Source organism: Planctomycetota bacterium (genome assembly GCA_038746835.1).
In the GTDB taxonomy this organism is placed as follows: Bacteria; Planctomycetota; Phycisphaerae; order Tepidisphaerales; family Tepidisphaeraceae; genus JBCDKH01.
In genome coordinates this window covers 1-13,985 of the sequence record JBCDKH010000084.1, presented here as the reverse complement: position 1 = coordinate 13,985, position 13,985 = coordinate 1, and the positions used below count along the sequence as shown (strand labels likewise).

Sequence of the window (13,985 nt, the reverse complement as noted above, 5' to 3'; positions counted from 1 at the left end):
TGCTGGACGAGCCGTGCTCGGCCCTCGACCCGATCGCCACCCTTCGCATCGAGAAGCTGATCCAGGAGATCGCCCAGCGCTACACGGTGCTGATCGTGACGCACAACATGCAGCAGGCCATGCGCGTGAGCGACTACACCGCCTTCATGTACCTCGGCCGCCTCGTCGAGTACGGCCCGACCGCGACGATGTTCCAGACGCCGCAGCTGAAGGAAACCGAGGACTACGTCACCGGCCGCTTCGGCTGATCGTCAGTCGTCGCGGGTCGCCATCGCGACGGTGTAGCCGGGGGATTGCTTGAGCTTCTTGTAGTTGCCGAAGCGGGCCTTCATGTGCCGCTCGATGAACCGGCGCAGGCCGGTGACGGTGACGACGCAGAGCCGTCCGCCGGGCTTCAGGTGAGCGTGCGCGTCGTGGAGCAGGACGCTGAGCAACTCGCCCCCGGTCTTGGCGGGAAGGTTGCTGACGACGTTGTCGAACCGCTCGCTCGGGTCGGTGCCGACGAAGCCGTGGCCGAGCCGGGCGGTCGCGTTCGTCAGGCCGTTCAGCTTTGCGTTGGCGTTTGCGTAGTCGACGGCGAGGAAGTCGCGGTCGACCATCGTCACCCGGCCGTCGGGACACGCCGCCGCGAAGGCGAGGCCGAGCGGGCCGTAGCCGCAGCCGAGGTCGAACGTCGTGTCGGCGGGCGTCGTCGGCTCGAAGTGATCGAGCAGGAGCTTCGTGCCGTCGTCGATGCCCTTCGGGCTGAACAGGCCGAAGGTCGAGCGGAAGCTGAGTCGCCTGCCGAGCAGATCGGCGTCGAAGTGCAGATCTTCGCGAAGCCGGGCGACGTCCGGCAGATCAGCCATCGCTGCGGGTGCCTTCCCAGGCGCTACGGCGACCGTCGGGGCCGACGGCAGTGCCGATCAGCTTGCCCTGGAACAGCTCAGCCGACCACTCGATCGGGCCGGGCACCTCGATCTCGCCGACCGGGCCGGGGATCGTCATGCCGTCGGTGGTCATCGCGACGGACGGATAAGCCTCACCTGCCGGCGGGATGACGAGCGCGCCGTCGGTGATGTCGTTGCCAGCGACCGACCCCGTCACACTCTCGCCCGCGATCACCAACACGGCATCGACCTTCGGCGACTGCACGCCCTCGGACGCGGCCTGCGGCAGGAGCGAGATCGTCCACGCACCGTCGAGGTAAGCGGCCACCTCGTCGGCGGGGGCGTCGAATGCCGGGCCCATGTCGGCCGGCATGGTCGTCGCGATCCGCGTTGTCGGCGAAACCGTCTGCGATCCGCCGCCACAGCCAGCAACGAGAACCAAACCGGCGGCGACGAGGCAGAAGCGAGCGATCATGGGGCGAAGACTACCGATTTGCAGCGGCCTTTTCGACTGCTAGCGCGACCCGTGACGGTCCGGAAACTCTGGCAGCGACTTGCCTCGGCAGCAGCGGGCGGTTATGACAAGGCAGACGTGAGTGGCAGCCGCTTCGACTTTTGGCCCTGGTACGCCGGTTTTACCGGTGCCGGGGTCTGCACGTCCTAGCTCGCTTGTCGCCAGCCGGACCACTGCCGCCCCGGAGACCGCCGGTCTTCGGGGCGTCTTTGTCTAACGACCACCACCGTTCCCGAAGCCCGACCGTTCCAAGGAGTCCGACATGATCATCGTCCTCAAGCCCAATGCCACCAGCGAGCAAGTGGAACGGGCCGTCGCCCTGGTCAACGAAATGGGATTGAAAGAACACGTCATCGCCGGCACCGAACGGACCGTCATCGCCTGCGTCGGCGACGAGCGGTTCAAGGACCCCGGCCGACTCGCGAGCCTCGACTTCGTCGACGACGTCAAGCCGGTCCTGGCTCCGTACAAGATGGCCAGCCGTGAGACGCGCGACCCGGCGCTGGGCCGAACCGTCGTCCCATTGGGCGGCACGCTCGGCGGCGAGATCGGCGGGACCACGATCCCCGTCATCGGCGGGCCGTGCAGCGTCGAGTCGAAGGAGCAGACGATGGAGTCCGCCCACCTCGTCAAAGCCGGAGGTGGCGTGGCCCTTCGCGGCGGGGCGTTCAAGCCGCGCACGAATCCGTACAGCTTCCAAGGCCACGGCGAGAAAGGCCTGGAGTACCTAGCCGAGGCGAGACAGGAGACCGGGCTCGGCATCGTGACCGAGGTCATGAGCATCGATCAGGTCGACCTCGTCTGCGAGTACGCGGACGTGATGCAGATTGGTGCCCGCAACTGCCAGAACTTCAACCTCCTCGCGGCCGTCGGCGAGCGTCGCAAGCCGGTCCTGCTCAAGCGCGGCATGAGCCAGACGCTCGAGGAGTTCCTGCTGGCGGCCGAGTACATCCTGGCTCGCGGTAATGAACACGTGATCCTCTGCGAGCGGGGCATCCGCACGTTCGAGGACTATGTCCGCAACACGCTGCCGCTGGCCATCGTGCCGGAGCTGCAGCGGCTGAGCCACCTGCCGGTCATGGTCGACCCGAGCCACGGCACCGGCAAGGCCCACCTCGTCACCCCCATGGCCCGCGCCGCCATCGCCGCCGGTGCGGACGGCATCATCGTCGAAATGCACCCCGACCCCCAACACGCCATGACCGACGGCGGCCAGTCGCTGACGGGCGAGCAGTTCAAGACGCTCGTCGACCAGTGCCGCCGCGTCGCGAGTGCGGTGGATCGGGAGCTGTGATCGCGAGCGTCCTCAGGCTCGAACGTCGAGAGGTCTGCTCACGGTTTCGGTTCTGGGAGCGGTGGCAGAGGAACGACCTCGCCGGGGGCGGGGATGGTCAGCGTGACGTCGACGACGTCGAGTCGGGATGCGTCAAATGACGTCGTGCCACCCGCGTTGATCGCAAGGTAGATGCGCATCCGGTCGGCCTGGGTGATCTTAGTCGCCGTTGCAGGGACGCTCAGCACATCCATTTGCAGCCTTCCGGGCACGCCCGGCACTGGCTCGAGGGAGCCTGCCAGCAGCTGTGTTCCCGTCCACTCCGACGGCATCGACAGCATGTTTGTCCGATTGAACAGTGCTCGCGGACCCTTCAGAAGAGAGGCCGGCTCCGCCACACGGGTCATAACCAGCAGAGACTCCGGGAAGCTAAGGGTTGGCGGCTGCTGGATTGCGGCGACGTTGATCAGTCGCTCGCCATCCGGCGTGTCGACGATCGCGGCATTTCGTAGTTCTGCTGGCATGTGCCACCAAGGCGTCGTGTCCCGGCGCCCGAGCAGACCGGTCGACGCAGCCACCTTGACTCCGCTCTGCGTTCTGCCCTGTCGTAACTCACTCTGCATCGCCAAGAGCTGCTGATGCCGCCAGACGTTCGGCGTTAGCCACACAGCACCGGCGGCGAGCGCGGACATCAACACCAACGGCACGACGCGTAGTAGAAGCACACGCCGCCGCAGGACGCCGCGCGATTCGGTCGAGTATTCGAGCGGGGCGGTGCTCACTGCGGTGCATCATCGCGATTCGCGCCGTCGATGCACATGGCGCTCCTCCGTCATCCCGAGCGCAGCCGAGGGACCTCGCCCGAATCGGCTTCAGAATCACAAACGAGGTCCGTCGACTCGCTGCGCTCGCTCGGGATGACGATGTCGCTGCGTGCGGCTCACGTGGACGAAGACGCAGGCCGAAGCTGCGCAACGATCGAGTCGCGTAGCACGTCGCGTTGCTCGCCGGTGGACATGGTCTTCACGCCGACGACGCCGTTCTCCAGTTCGCGGTCGCCGAGGACGAGGACCGTCTCGGCCCCGCTGCGGTCGGCGAGCTTGAACTGCGCCTTGGCACCTCGGCCAGACAGATCGCACTCGGCGGCGACGTCGGCGGCGCGAAGTTCACGCACGAGCGCCAACGCCGCATCGCGGGCTGCGTCTCCCTGGACCACGACGTAGACCGGCGGACGGTCGTCGCTGGGTAGCTCGACGCCCTGCGCTTCGAGCGCGAGGAGCAGCCGCTCCATGCCCATGCCGAAGCCGACGCCGGGGACTGTCTTGCCGCCGAGGGTTTGCACGAGGTTGTCGTATCGCCCGCCGCCGCCGACGGCCGACTGGGCACCCAGGCCCTCGCCGTCGAACTCCCACAGCGTGTCCGTGTAGTAGTCGAGCCCACGGACGAGGCCGTCATCGAGCGTGTACGAAATGCCGGCGTCGTCGAGCAGCCGGCGGACGCGATCGAAGTGCTCGCGGCTCTTGTCGCTCAGGAAGTCCGCATTGGCCGGCACGCCTTCGCGGGCGGCGACGTCGCGCGGGTCTTTGGAGTCGAGGATGCGCAGCGGGTTCGTCTCCAGCCGACGCTTCGACTCGTCGCTGATCGCCTCGCGCTTCGGGCCGAAGAAGTCACGCAACGCCTCGGCATATCGCTGTTTGCTCTCGCCGTCGCCGAGTGTGTTGAGCTTGAGCGTGACCCCTCGCAGGCCGACGCGTTGGTAGAAGTCGCTCTGCAGGCTGATGAGTTCGACGTCCTGCTCCGGCGACGCGATGCCGAACGCTTCGCAGCCGAACTGGTGGTGCTGCCGAAGCCTGCCCGCCTGCGGCCGCTCGTAGCGGAGCATCGGTGTCGCGAGGTAGAAGACCTTCGCCGTCGCGTTCTGGTTGTCGAGCAACCCGGCCTGCAGCAGGGCACGCACGACGGGTGCCGTGCCCTCGGGTCTAAGTGTCAGCGAGTCGCCGCCGCGCGACTCGAAGGTGTACGTCTCCTTCGTGACGATGTCCGTCGCCTCGCCCACGCCACGGTGGAAGAGGGCAGTGTCTTCGAACACCGGCGTGCGGACTTCGCAATAGCGGTATAGCCGCGCGACCTCCCGCGCGACACGCTCGACCGCTTGCCACCGCCACGACGCGTCCGGCAGCAGGTCGTTGGTGCCCTTGGGCCCTTGAATGCGATCAGGCATGACCTTGGGAACTTGTGACTCGTCGACTTGTGAATTGGGGCGGGAGCGCTGCGCTTCTGACCAAGTAACGAGTCAACCAGTGACGAGTTACAAACGCCTCACGTCACGTCTTCGACTTCCGCGTCCGGATCGGGCCCTTCGACGGCTTCTTTCTCCTGCTGCGGCGTCGGCTCGACCTCTTCGATCTTCGCCTTCTCGACCAGCACGTCGAGGGCCTTCTGCTCGCGAAGCGACTGGGCGAGGTTCATCAGCGAGCCGTCTTTCTGCATCTGCTGGAGCAGGGCCTCAGGGCGCTGGTCACGCTCAATGGCGAGCATCGCGACCTGGCCGTTGATCTCGTCTTCGTCGACGTTGACCTCGTTCTCCTCGGCCACCTTGTCGAGGATGAAAAACACCTTGAGCTCCTTCTTCGCCTCGTCGTCGGCACCCTCGCGCAGCTTGTCGATCGCGGCCCGGACCTTCTCTTCCGAAACGCCGCGCTGCAGCAACGTCATCGCGCGACGGCTGACGACGCGGTCGGTCTGGCGAGCGCTCATCTTCTCGGGCACCTCGACGCTGGCGTTGTTGACGAGGAACTCGCGCACCTGACGCCGCATGACGTTCTTCACGTCGCTCTCGACGCGCTCTTCCATCTGCTCGCGAAGGGCGGCCATCAGCTCGTCCTTGTTCTCGAAGCCGAGTTCCTCCAGGAACGCGTCGTCGATCTCGGCCGGGTGGAGCTGGCGAACGTCCTTGAGCGTCAGGCTCACGTTGGCCTGCTGGCCGCGGAGCCGCTCGACCTGGTGGTCGTCGCCGATCTTGACGTCGAACGCTCGGGTGTCGCCGACGTTCATGCCGTCGACCTTCTTGGCGAAGTCTTCGATCAGCACGCCGCCGATCCGACCGCTGCGGGCGACGAGGCGGGCGTCGTTCTGCTGGGCGACGGTCTCCTCGCCGACGGTCATGACGACGTCGGCGAACAAGTAATCGCCCTCGGCCACGCCGCGACCCTCGACCGGGCCGAGCGTGCCCTGCTGGTTCTGCAGGTTGACCAGTGCCTGGTCGACGTGCTCGTCCTTGATGGTGATCTTGGGCTTCTTGATCGTCAGCCCGTCCATCTCCGGCACCGTCACGTCGGGGCGAACCTCGACGGTGAACGCATACGTCATGTCGCCCGAGTCGGGCAGCTTGATGTTCTCCGCGTCGTCGAACTCCGGATCGCCCAGCGGCCGAAGCTCGCTCTTGGCCAGGGCCTTCTGGTAGCTCTCGCGGATGAGGTCGCCCTGGACCTGGTCGCGGACGGCCTTGCCGAACTTCTTCTGGACGAGGTGCTTGGGCGCCTTGCCGCGACGAAAGCCCGGCAGGACGGCGTCGGAGCCGATCTCGCCGAACAGCTCTTTCTGCCGCTCGGTGATGCGCGACTCGGGGATCGTCACGCTGATGCGCTTGGCGGCGGGTCCGGCGTCGGCGACGTCGACCGGGTAGTCGAAGTCGGTCTCGCCAGTCGCGTCGATGGCCTCGGATTCAGGGGCGTCGGCGACGGCGGACTCGGCCATGGGAACGGGCTTGATAGAAAGGCAGTGAAAACCACACCGGCCGACGTCCCGATGACGCGGCCCAGCGGGCCGGCATGCTAGACGCGACGCCGCCGCGTTCAACGCCCGACGCGGCCCGGGCTCTGCGTAGCCTTTTGGCATGAGCGACTCGCCGTTTGAACTCAGCGTCGACAGCGACTGGAAGCAGCAGGCGCGGGCCGAGAAAGAAAAGCTCGCCGCCGAGGCCGCCCAGCGTCGCGAAGCCGCCAAGCCTGCGTCGTCCACGCCGGCATCACCCGCCGCCAAGTCTGGACCGTCGACCTCCGCCCGCCGCGTCGGCCCCACGGACTTCAAGTCGCTCGTCCGCAGCGTCGGCGATCAGGCATTGATGTACCTCGGTGCGATCCCCGTCAGCGACGACGGCCGCGGCATCGTCGACCTCGACGCCGCCCGCCGCCAGATCGATCTCTTGGCCATCCTCGAAACCAAGACGACGGGCAACCTCGAGCCCGACGAGACGGCCTCGCTCGACCTGGCCCTCTACGAAGCCCGGACGCGTTTCGCGTCGGTGGCGTCGCGGTACATCCTCTGAGTACGGGCGACAGGACTCGAACCTGCACGGGTTGCCCCACCAGGACCTAAACCTGGCGCGTCTGCCACTTCCGCCACGCCCGCGTGGAGGTGCGGAGCAATGCTACGGCTGACGCGTCGCCGTGATCGCGGACTGCTCTAGACGATTCGCAACCAAACGGATGAACGGACCTGGGGCGCGCCGATCAGCGCGAGAAGTTTAACCGAACACTCACGACATTTGCGTAGCCCTTCGGCGACCGAATCAGTACAGTCCGCACGACCGTAACGCCAGACGGCTAGGCCACGCCGTGTCTCTGGCGTCTTCTTTTAACCCATGATGTATCCGGATGCATCAACCCACGCCGTCCCTTTCCTCTCGCCCCACGCACCATGCCGATTCGCCATCACATCGCCATGACTTCGCCCGTCGAGCCTCTCGAACCCCGTCGCCTGCTGAGTGGCAGCGGCATCGTCTTCCCTGCTGATGCGGGCGTCATCGACGTCACGCAGGTCATCCTCGACCCGAGCGATCCGACGAAGAAGATCACACCCGACGACGATGTCGACGACACTGCGCTGCTCCAGACGCTCATCAATCGCCTGACACCCAGCGGCAAGATCGTCTACTTCCCCGACGGGCAGTACGACATCAGCGATCAACTCTTCTTGGAGAAGCTCGATTTCGAAACGGAGGCCGAAGCCCTCAACTACGACCCGGCGTACTGGCAGGTCGGCACCGACGGCAGTCGCACCTACATCGAATCGATTCAGTCCGGCAAGGACCCTGCGGGCAACTTCCCCGATCCGGCCGCGCCGGTAATGACCTACTCGTTTGAAGCCTTCGCCGGTACACGGAGGTTCCGAGTCGATGGCCAAGCATCCGGAGGCGCCAGCGACAGCTTCTACTGGAGGCTCAACGGCGGAGAGTGGCGTCTCCGCAACCTCTACACCGGCAGCGGCAACTGGTTCGATCGCCGCGTCGTCGCCGACAACCTCCTTCTCGTCGACGGGACGAACACGCTCGACATCGTTCCCCGAGATGTCGGGCTACGAATCGACGCGATCAGTCTCGACTATCCAGATGCGTACTTGAACGACGTCATCTTCCAGGGCCAAAGTGAAGAAGGGACCGTCTTCAAGCTGGAGGACAACCTCCTCGACGCCGGCGGAAACGCGTTCGACGGAGCGATCATCGCGTGGGATACCGGTGTCGAGCAGTTCTTCCGAACCGGGGTGCGAAACCTGACTCTCGACGTCGGTTCAGGCAATCCCGAAGCCGACGGCCTGCGATTCCACGGCAACAACCAGTCGACCATCTCGGACGTGACCATCCGCGCCGCCGCCGGCAGCGGCGACGTCGGGCTCGACCTCGTCCACTCCGCCGGCATCGGGCCGATCCTCGTCCAGGACCTGACCGTCGACGGCTTCGACGTCGGCATTCACACCGGTTGGGTCAATGGCTCTCGAACCTTCGACGACATCACGATCCGCAACCAGACTACCTACGGCTGGGTAAACGAGGCCTCGAGTCAGATCTTCGTCCGAGGACTCGAAAGCGAAAACGCGGTTCCTGTCTTCCACAACGCTGCATGGCGACTCCCCGGGGACGGCCAGGGTCGGGTCACGCTTCTCGACGGCGACTTCGTCGGCCTGGCCGGTGCGTCAACCGAGCGTGCGATCTACACCGTCGGGCAGATGTACGCACGCAACATCTCCGTCACCGGCTACGACGTCGCGCTGTTCAACGGCAACCAGGAGGGTGGCCGAGGCTTCAACGGCAATGACGGCATCGACGAAGACTACATCGGCGAGTACTGGAGCTGGGGCACCTCCAGCCGACGCGGCGGCGGGCTCTTCACGCTCTTCGACGACGCCCCCGACACCGGACTTGGCCTTCCGATCAAAGCGACGCCCACCGTACCATGGGACGCGCTGACGTCCTGGGCCTCGCCCGGTGACCACGTCATCGAGACATCTCCGGGCGTGTTCAGCGGCATTCCGAACGACGGCATCGACGACTCGGCCAGCATCCAGGCGGCAATCGACTCGGGCGCGTCGACCGTCTACATCCCGCAGGGCACGTGGAACCTCGAAAACGACATCGAACTTCGTGGCAGTGTGCACCGCTTCATCGGCACTGAAGGCATCCTGCGTGCCCCCGACTTCAATACGAGTCCTCCCAAGATCGTCGTCGGCACCAGCGGGCCTGACACGGTCGTCGTCGAGCGAATGACTACCAGCAGCTTCGGCGGCGAGTCGCCGCGCTTCGAGCACGCCTCGGATCGCACGCTCGTCTTCAGCAACATCACCGGCTTCCACTACAGGCCGACGGTCGCCGAGCCGGGCGACGTCTACATCAACGACGTCACGGGGCCGGCGATCAAGTTCCAGGGCGGCCAGAACGTCTGGGCTCGCCAACTCAACATCGAGGAGGACACCACGCTCCCGGACAGCGAACTCGACGCCAAGATCGTCAACGACAACGCCAACGTCTGGGTGCTTGGGTTCAAGACCGAAAAGCAGGGCGTCCACGTCACGACCATCAACGGCGGACGGACCGAAATGCTCGGGAATCATCAGAACAACAACTTCGGTAACACGACGCCACAGTACGTTACAATCGATAGCGCCCTGAGCTCCTTCCTCAATATTCGGTCGGCCAGCGAGCCTGGCACGACTTATGGCACCGTCGAGGAAACACGCGACGGCGTCACACGAACCGGTACCATCCTCGGCCACGGCTATGCCGGTTTCAGTAGTGAACAACTCTACGACATCCGCCGCGAAATCATCGTCGACAACGACGATGCGGGAGCCGTCTTCACCGGCACTTGGTCTTCGTCCACGAGCTTCCCACGCGGCTACATCGGCGATGACTTCACCTTCGCCGACAATGTCGCCGCTAACAGCGTGACCTACACCCCGACTGTACCCAGCAGCGGCGAGTACGAGGTCTTCGCTCGTTGGATTGGTGACTGGGGTGGCCAGAATCACTCCAATCACGCACGAAGCGTCGCTTACGACATCGTTCACGATGAAGGAACTGACAGCATCGTGGTGGACCAGGATTTCTACAGCGATGGCTGGTACAGCCTCGGCACATTCAAGTTCGAAGCCGGAACCTCGGGCACCGTGACACTCACAGGTGATGGCGACGGCGGAAAGATCAATACCGACGGTATCCGCTTCCTCCAAGTCAGCGAGCGTCGACGAATCGACGAAGTCGTCCGTCAGCTCGGCTACGGCGAGATCGATTACAACGGCACCGATCAAGGTCGCGGCGGAACCGGACTTCGCCTGTTGCGTGGGGGAGAGATCGTCGAGAACGGACAAGACGTTGCAAGCGTCTGGAAGATCCGCAACGTCGAGAACTTTGCTCAAACGGTGACGCTCCAAGCTATCGACGGCAGTTACGATGAAGACTTCCTCGTTCCTGCAAGGACTCAGATCTACGTCACCAACACTGCATTCGGCATCACACATCGACTGCTGCTTAACGGCGTCCAGGTTCATCAATTGTCGGCTCGAACCTCAGTCTTCACGGACAACGCCCATGCGTATGTTCTTTTGACCGAAGAGAACAAGGAGTGGCTGTTCGCATAGCCAAGGCTTCAACGCTTGATCAGATTCGATCAGACAGGCAGCTCCATCCGGACGCGGAAATCGATCCATGGATTCGATTTCCGCGTCTGTCGTTTGGCACAACGGCTCGTTATGGCCGAGCTGGGTCAATGAATTAACCGTGTACGATCGAGCTCGACTTTGACGGCAGCCAGCGCGCAGTTCAGCGAACGAGCGGCCGCCGGATTGTCGGCCGTCAACAATGACCGGATCATCGGCGTGGTCCCACGTGAGCTGTTCCTCGTTCACACACGCTTGATTCATCTGTCACGGGAGACGTCCGCGACGCGAAGGGCTACGTCCGTCTCGCCAGTTAAGTGCTGCTCACCTCCCAGGGACGGTCGACGACGTCACGTTGGCCAACGGATTCCTCAGTTTGCAGATGCTCGACACGGCAGTGTTTGGACGCCACATCCCGGCGCATCCGGCAATCGCCACGCAACCGACATTGCTGAACCCGCTGCTGAACTCGGGCCGGCCCGGGCACCGCATGCCAAGCGATTCGCGCAGTCCCGGAAATTGCTCGCATCCCCCGAAATCATCGATTGGCAGCCAACGCGGGAAATCGTCCTCGACGCAGAAGCGATTCCGGTCGAGAGGCTCATGCGCATAGCGGAACTTGCGGCCGCGGAAGACGGCAAGTCGCGGGCGCTGCCCAACGACGCGTCGCTGATCGCCGTACCTGTGAACGAAGGTGTGGAGGTACAGCCGCTCGACTGCTGGCCGCGCGTCCTGTCGGCGTAGAGACGAAACCGCGAGCATCGCATGCCGCCAATCTCGGACAGCGTCGAAACGTCTGTCGCCATCGCGATCCAGCCGGTCGATCGGCAGGTCGAGGTCGTCACCCAGCCATCGGCCCCAGGCGGTGCGGCGGCCAAGGTCGTCGTACGCGTAGCGGTGGACGATCGACGGCGTCGTCGCTTGAGCGTCGGCGAAGACGCGTTCTTCCACCATCCGGCCCAGCGGCAGGACCGTGCCGTTGTCCGTCGGCCAGTCCAACGCCGAACCGTGCACGTCGTCATCGAAGGTCTCGTCGTGGTAGACGTACTCGGTCACCACGCCGTCGAAGGCGATCTTCTCGGCAACACGGCCGCGGGCGTCGTAGGTCGTCGACTCGCGCTGGCCCATCGGCAGCGTACGGCCCGTCGTCCTCCCGCGATCGTCGGCGTGGAACACCGTCGTCCGACCCAGCGGATCGACCTGCGTCCGCACGTTGCCCAACGCGTCGTACGTGTACTGGTACCGCGGCCTCGTCACCGTGCTGGTCCCCGTCCCGTCATCCACCGCCGGCCGCCAGACGCTCACCAGCCGACCCGACGCGTCGTACAACTCCTGCGTGGCCACCGGCGTCTCGGCAGGGTCGGTCGAGTCCGGATCGAACCGCGCCAAGCTCACCACGTGTCGGCCGCTCTTGGCGATCGACCCGGGCGTGCCGTACGGGCCAAGGTAGCGGCGACGCTTGTCGACGAAGACGAAGGCAGTGCCGCGGCCGTCTGGCTTCCTCCGGCGGCAGTAAGCCGGTGGTCTGCCGGCGAGTGACCAGGCGACGGTCGGGGGCGGGATGGTGGGGGCTGGGACTGGTCGGTGCGGGGGTCTGCTGTGTGGCCACGGGGCGCTCCTTCGGCGTCGGGTTGGCCGTAACCAGGCTTGCGCCTTCAAGGCAGAAGTAGTTGTCTTACAGTCGGCTACGCATTGGGCGATACTGGGCTCGAACCAGTGACCTCCGCCATGTGACGGCGGCGCTCTAGCCAACTGAGCTAATCGCCCGACAGGGCCTTCGGCCCAGCGGGTCCACACGCTACGCCGGCAGCGTGTCACGTCAACGCATCGACTCGCGCCACAGTTGCTCCAGGCGGGCGTAGTCGACGCCGAAGTGTTCCATCAGCATCGTCTCCGCGTCCTCGCCGGCCTTGATGCGGTCGACCATCGCGACGAAGCGGGGCGGGTCCTGGCGGTACAGGCCGTTGGTCATCGACATCATCACCGGGTACAGGTGCCCGCCGGGCATGTTGCGATCGTCGAAAATCTCGGCGACGCTTCGGCCGCTGCGGGCGATGGTGCGAGCCGTTTCCTCGGCGTGTGGGCGCGGGTAGATCGTCTCGGCAAGCATCTCGGCCAGGCCCTCGTCGAGCCAGCGGGGCAGGTGCTTTTCGCCTCGGTAGCGGGCGAGGAAGGCGTGGACGAACTCGTGGACGAGCGTGCGGGCCCAACGTTGCCGCGCGACGGGCAGGCCCATCTGAGCGGTCGCGCGGGGCTTGCTCATGACGAGCTTGTTGAACCCGCCGCCGCGCGTCGCGTGGTAGCCGGCGACCATGTCGCTGGCGTCGAAGCGGTCGAACTCGCGCGCGTAGATGAGCATCTGCTCCTGCGTGTCGAACATGTAGACCGGCAGCCGGCCGACGAAGACGGTCTGCTCCGGGCCGACGTGGAACTCGCGGCTGAGGAACTGGTACGCGCTCTCGAGCTGCTGCTCGAGCCACGGGTCGTCGACGCGGTCCCAGTTGGTGAAGATGAGAAAGTGCTCCGTCTGGATGACGCGCAGGCGAACGCCGAGCTTTTCCTGGGCCTGCTGGGCTTCCCACCTCGCGATCTCGTCGCCGCGGGCGGCTTCGGTCGGCGTGACGGTGACGAACTTCGGCGGCAGGCGTCGGCCGTCGATGCCGACGACCTCGGGCAAGTCGCTGGCAGGGTCGGCGTCGGTGGCCGGCTCGGCTTCGGGCTCTGCCGGATCGACACGCAAGCCGCCGAGCTCCATCGCTTCGATCGCCTCGGCCTGGGCTTTCAGTGACGCGTCGGCGGCGACGGCACGACGCAGCGCCTCGTCCGATTGCTTCTCGGCCCCGAACGCCCGTGCGAGTTCCGCCAGTTCCAGCCAGGCCTGCCCCGTCTTGGGCCGCTCGGCTCGCAACAACGCTTGAAACGTGCTGCCCGGCGAGACTTCCGCCCACACGAACGTGGTCCGCTGGCCACCTTCGAGAACGACCAGCCCGCCTTGCTCGACGGCGACCAAATCGACCGTCACCCGCCGCAACGCCCCCGGCCGATCCGGCAGCGTCAGCGAGACCGTCACCCCCGGCTCATAAGCCCGCGGCACCACCCTCGGCGGCTCGGCGTGCACCAGCGACGCGAGACCCAAGACGATCAGAAAGACGATGCCAAGACGCCAGGCACGCATGGAGCGGACTGTACCAAATCGATCGCCCGACCACTCCGTCATTCCGAGCGCAGTCGAGGGACCTCGCAGCGAGTCTGCGAAGACGACCGGACGAGGTCCTTCGACTCGCTGCGCTCGCTCAGAGGGTGTCCAAGAAGTGGCACGCGGTTCGCGCTCTTGGCTTGCGATGGCAAGACCCCCTTACGAGACGGACCTCACCGACAGGCAGTGGCGGACACTCATGCC

The 13,985-nt window shown here is 65.4% G+C and carries 11 protein-coding genes and 2 tRNA genes; 4 read left to right on the top strand and 9 right to left on the bottom strand.

What is annotated here, in order from left to right:
- A partial coding sequence (locus tag AAGI46_09705) for a phosphate ABC transporter ATP-binding protein (protein ID MEM1012479.1) occupies window positions 1-248 on the top strand: 248 nt, incomplete at its 5' end.
- Between the two features lie 3 nt (window positions 249-251).
- Here the strand turns inward: AAGI46_09705 and AAGI46_09700 are convergent.
- Both AAGI46_09700 and AAGI46_09695 read right to left on the bottom strand, forming a co-directional pair.
- A complete protein-coding gene (locus tag AAGI46_09700; protein MEM1012478.1) occupies window positions 252-848 on the bottom strand; it encodes a methyltransferase in 597 nt (198 codons plus the stop codon).
- Window positions 841-1,344: a hypothetical protein gene (locus tag AAGI46_09695; GenBank protein MEM1012477.1), complete on the bottom strand. Its 504-nt coding sequence runs from the start codon at window positions 1,342-1,344 to the stop codon at window positions 841-843. The genes AAGI46_09700 and AAGI46_09695 overlap by 8 nt, the downstream gene beginning before the upstream one ends.
- Window positions 1,345-1,645: 301 nt before the next feature.
- Between AAGI46_09695 and aroF the strand changes: the two genes are divergently transcribed.
- Window positions 1,646-2,677, top strand: coding sequence for a 3-deoxy-7-phosphoheptulonate synthase (gene aroF, locus AAGI46_09690; GenBank protein MEM1012476.1), 1,032 nt, complete (start codon window positions 1,646-1,648; stop codon window positions 2,675-2,677).
- Between the two features lie 38 nt (window positions 2,678-2,715).
- Here aroF and AAGI46_09685 read toward each other — a convergent pair whose 3' ends face one another.
- From AAGI46_09685 to tig, 3 genes are all read right to left on the bottom strand, one after another.
- Window positions 2,716-3,348, bottom strand: a complete 633-nt coding sequence (locus AAGI46_09685; GenBank protein ID MEM1012475.1) for a hypothetical protein — start codon at window positions 3,346-3,348, stop codon at window positions 2,716-2,718.
- Window positions 3,349-3,596: 248 nt separating this feature from the next.
- Entirely contained in the window at window positions 3,597-4,877 is a 1,281-nt protein-coding gene (gene hisS, locus AAGI46_09680) for a histidine--tRNA ligase (protein MEM1012474.1), read from the bottom strand.
- A gap of 98 nt (window positions 4,878-4,975) precedes the next feature.
- Window positions 4,976-6,412 carry a trigger factor gene (gene tig / locus AAGI46_09675; GenBank protein MEM1012473.1) on the bottom strand — a complete coding sequence of 479 codons (1,437 nt, stop codon included), beginning with the start codon at window positions 6,410-6,412 and terminating at the stop codon, window positions 4,976-4,978.
- A 139-nt stretch (window positions 6,413-6,551) separates the two neighbouring features.
- Between tig and AAGI46_09670 the strand changes: the two genes are divergently transcribed.
- Window positions 6,552-6,983, top strand: coding sequence for a DUF1844 domain-containing protein (locus tag AAGI46_09670; protein ID MEM1012472.1), 432 nt, complete (start codon window positions 6,552-6,554; stop codon window positions 6,981-6,983).
- Between the two features lies 1 nt (window position 6,984).
- On the opposite strand, the gene AAGI46_09665 is transcribed toward AAGI46_09670, so the two are convergent.
- Window positions 6,985-7,066: transfer RNA gene (locus tag AAGI46_09665), tRNA-Leu, on the bottom strand.
- Window positions 7,067-7,378: 312 nt separating this feature from the next.
- On the opposite strand from AAGI46_09665, the gene AAGI46_09660 reads away from it, so the two are divergent.
- Window positions 7,379-10,567, top strand: coding sequence for a glycosyl hydrolase family 28-related protein (locus AAGI46_09660; GenBank protein MEM1012471.1), 3,189 nt, complete (start codon window positions 7,379-7,381; stop codon window positions 10,565-10,567).
- 342 nt (window positions 10,568-10,909) lie between these two features.
- Here the strand turns inward: AAGI46_09660 and AAGI46_09655 are convergent, their stop codons facing one another.
- The 3 genes from AAGI46_09655 to AAGI46_09645 form a co-directional block, all read right to left on the bottom strand.
- Window positions 10,910-11,974, bottom strand: a complete 1,065-nt coding sequence (locus AAGI46_09655; GenBank protein ID MEM1012470.1) for a hypothetical protein — start codon at window positions 11,972-11,974, stop codon at window positions 10,910-10,912.
- A gap of 304 nt (window positions 11,975-12,278) precedes the next feature.
- Window positions 12,279-12,352, bottom strand: a tRNA-Val gene (locus AAGI46_09650).
- A 52-nt stretch (window positions 12,353-12,404) separates the two neighbouring features.
- Entirely contained in the window at window positions 12,405-13,760 is a 1,356-nt protein-coding gene (locus tag AAGI46_09645; GenBank protein ID MEM1012469.1) for a hypothetical protein, read from the bottom strand.
- Between the last annotated feature and the right edge of the window lie 225 nt (window positions 13,761-13,985).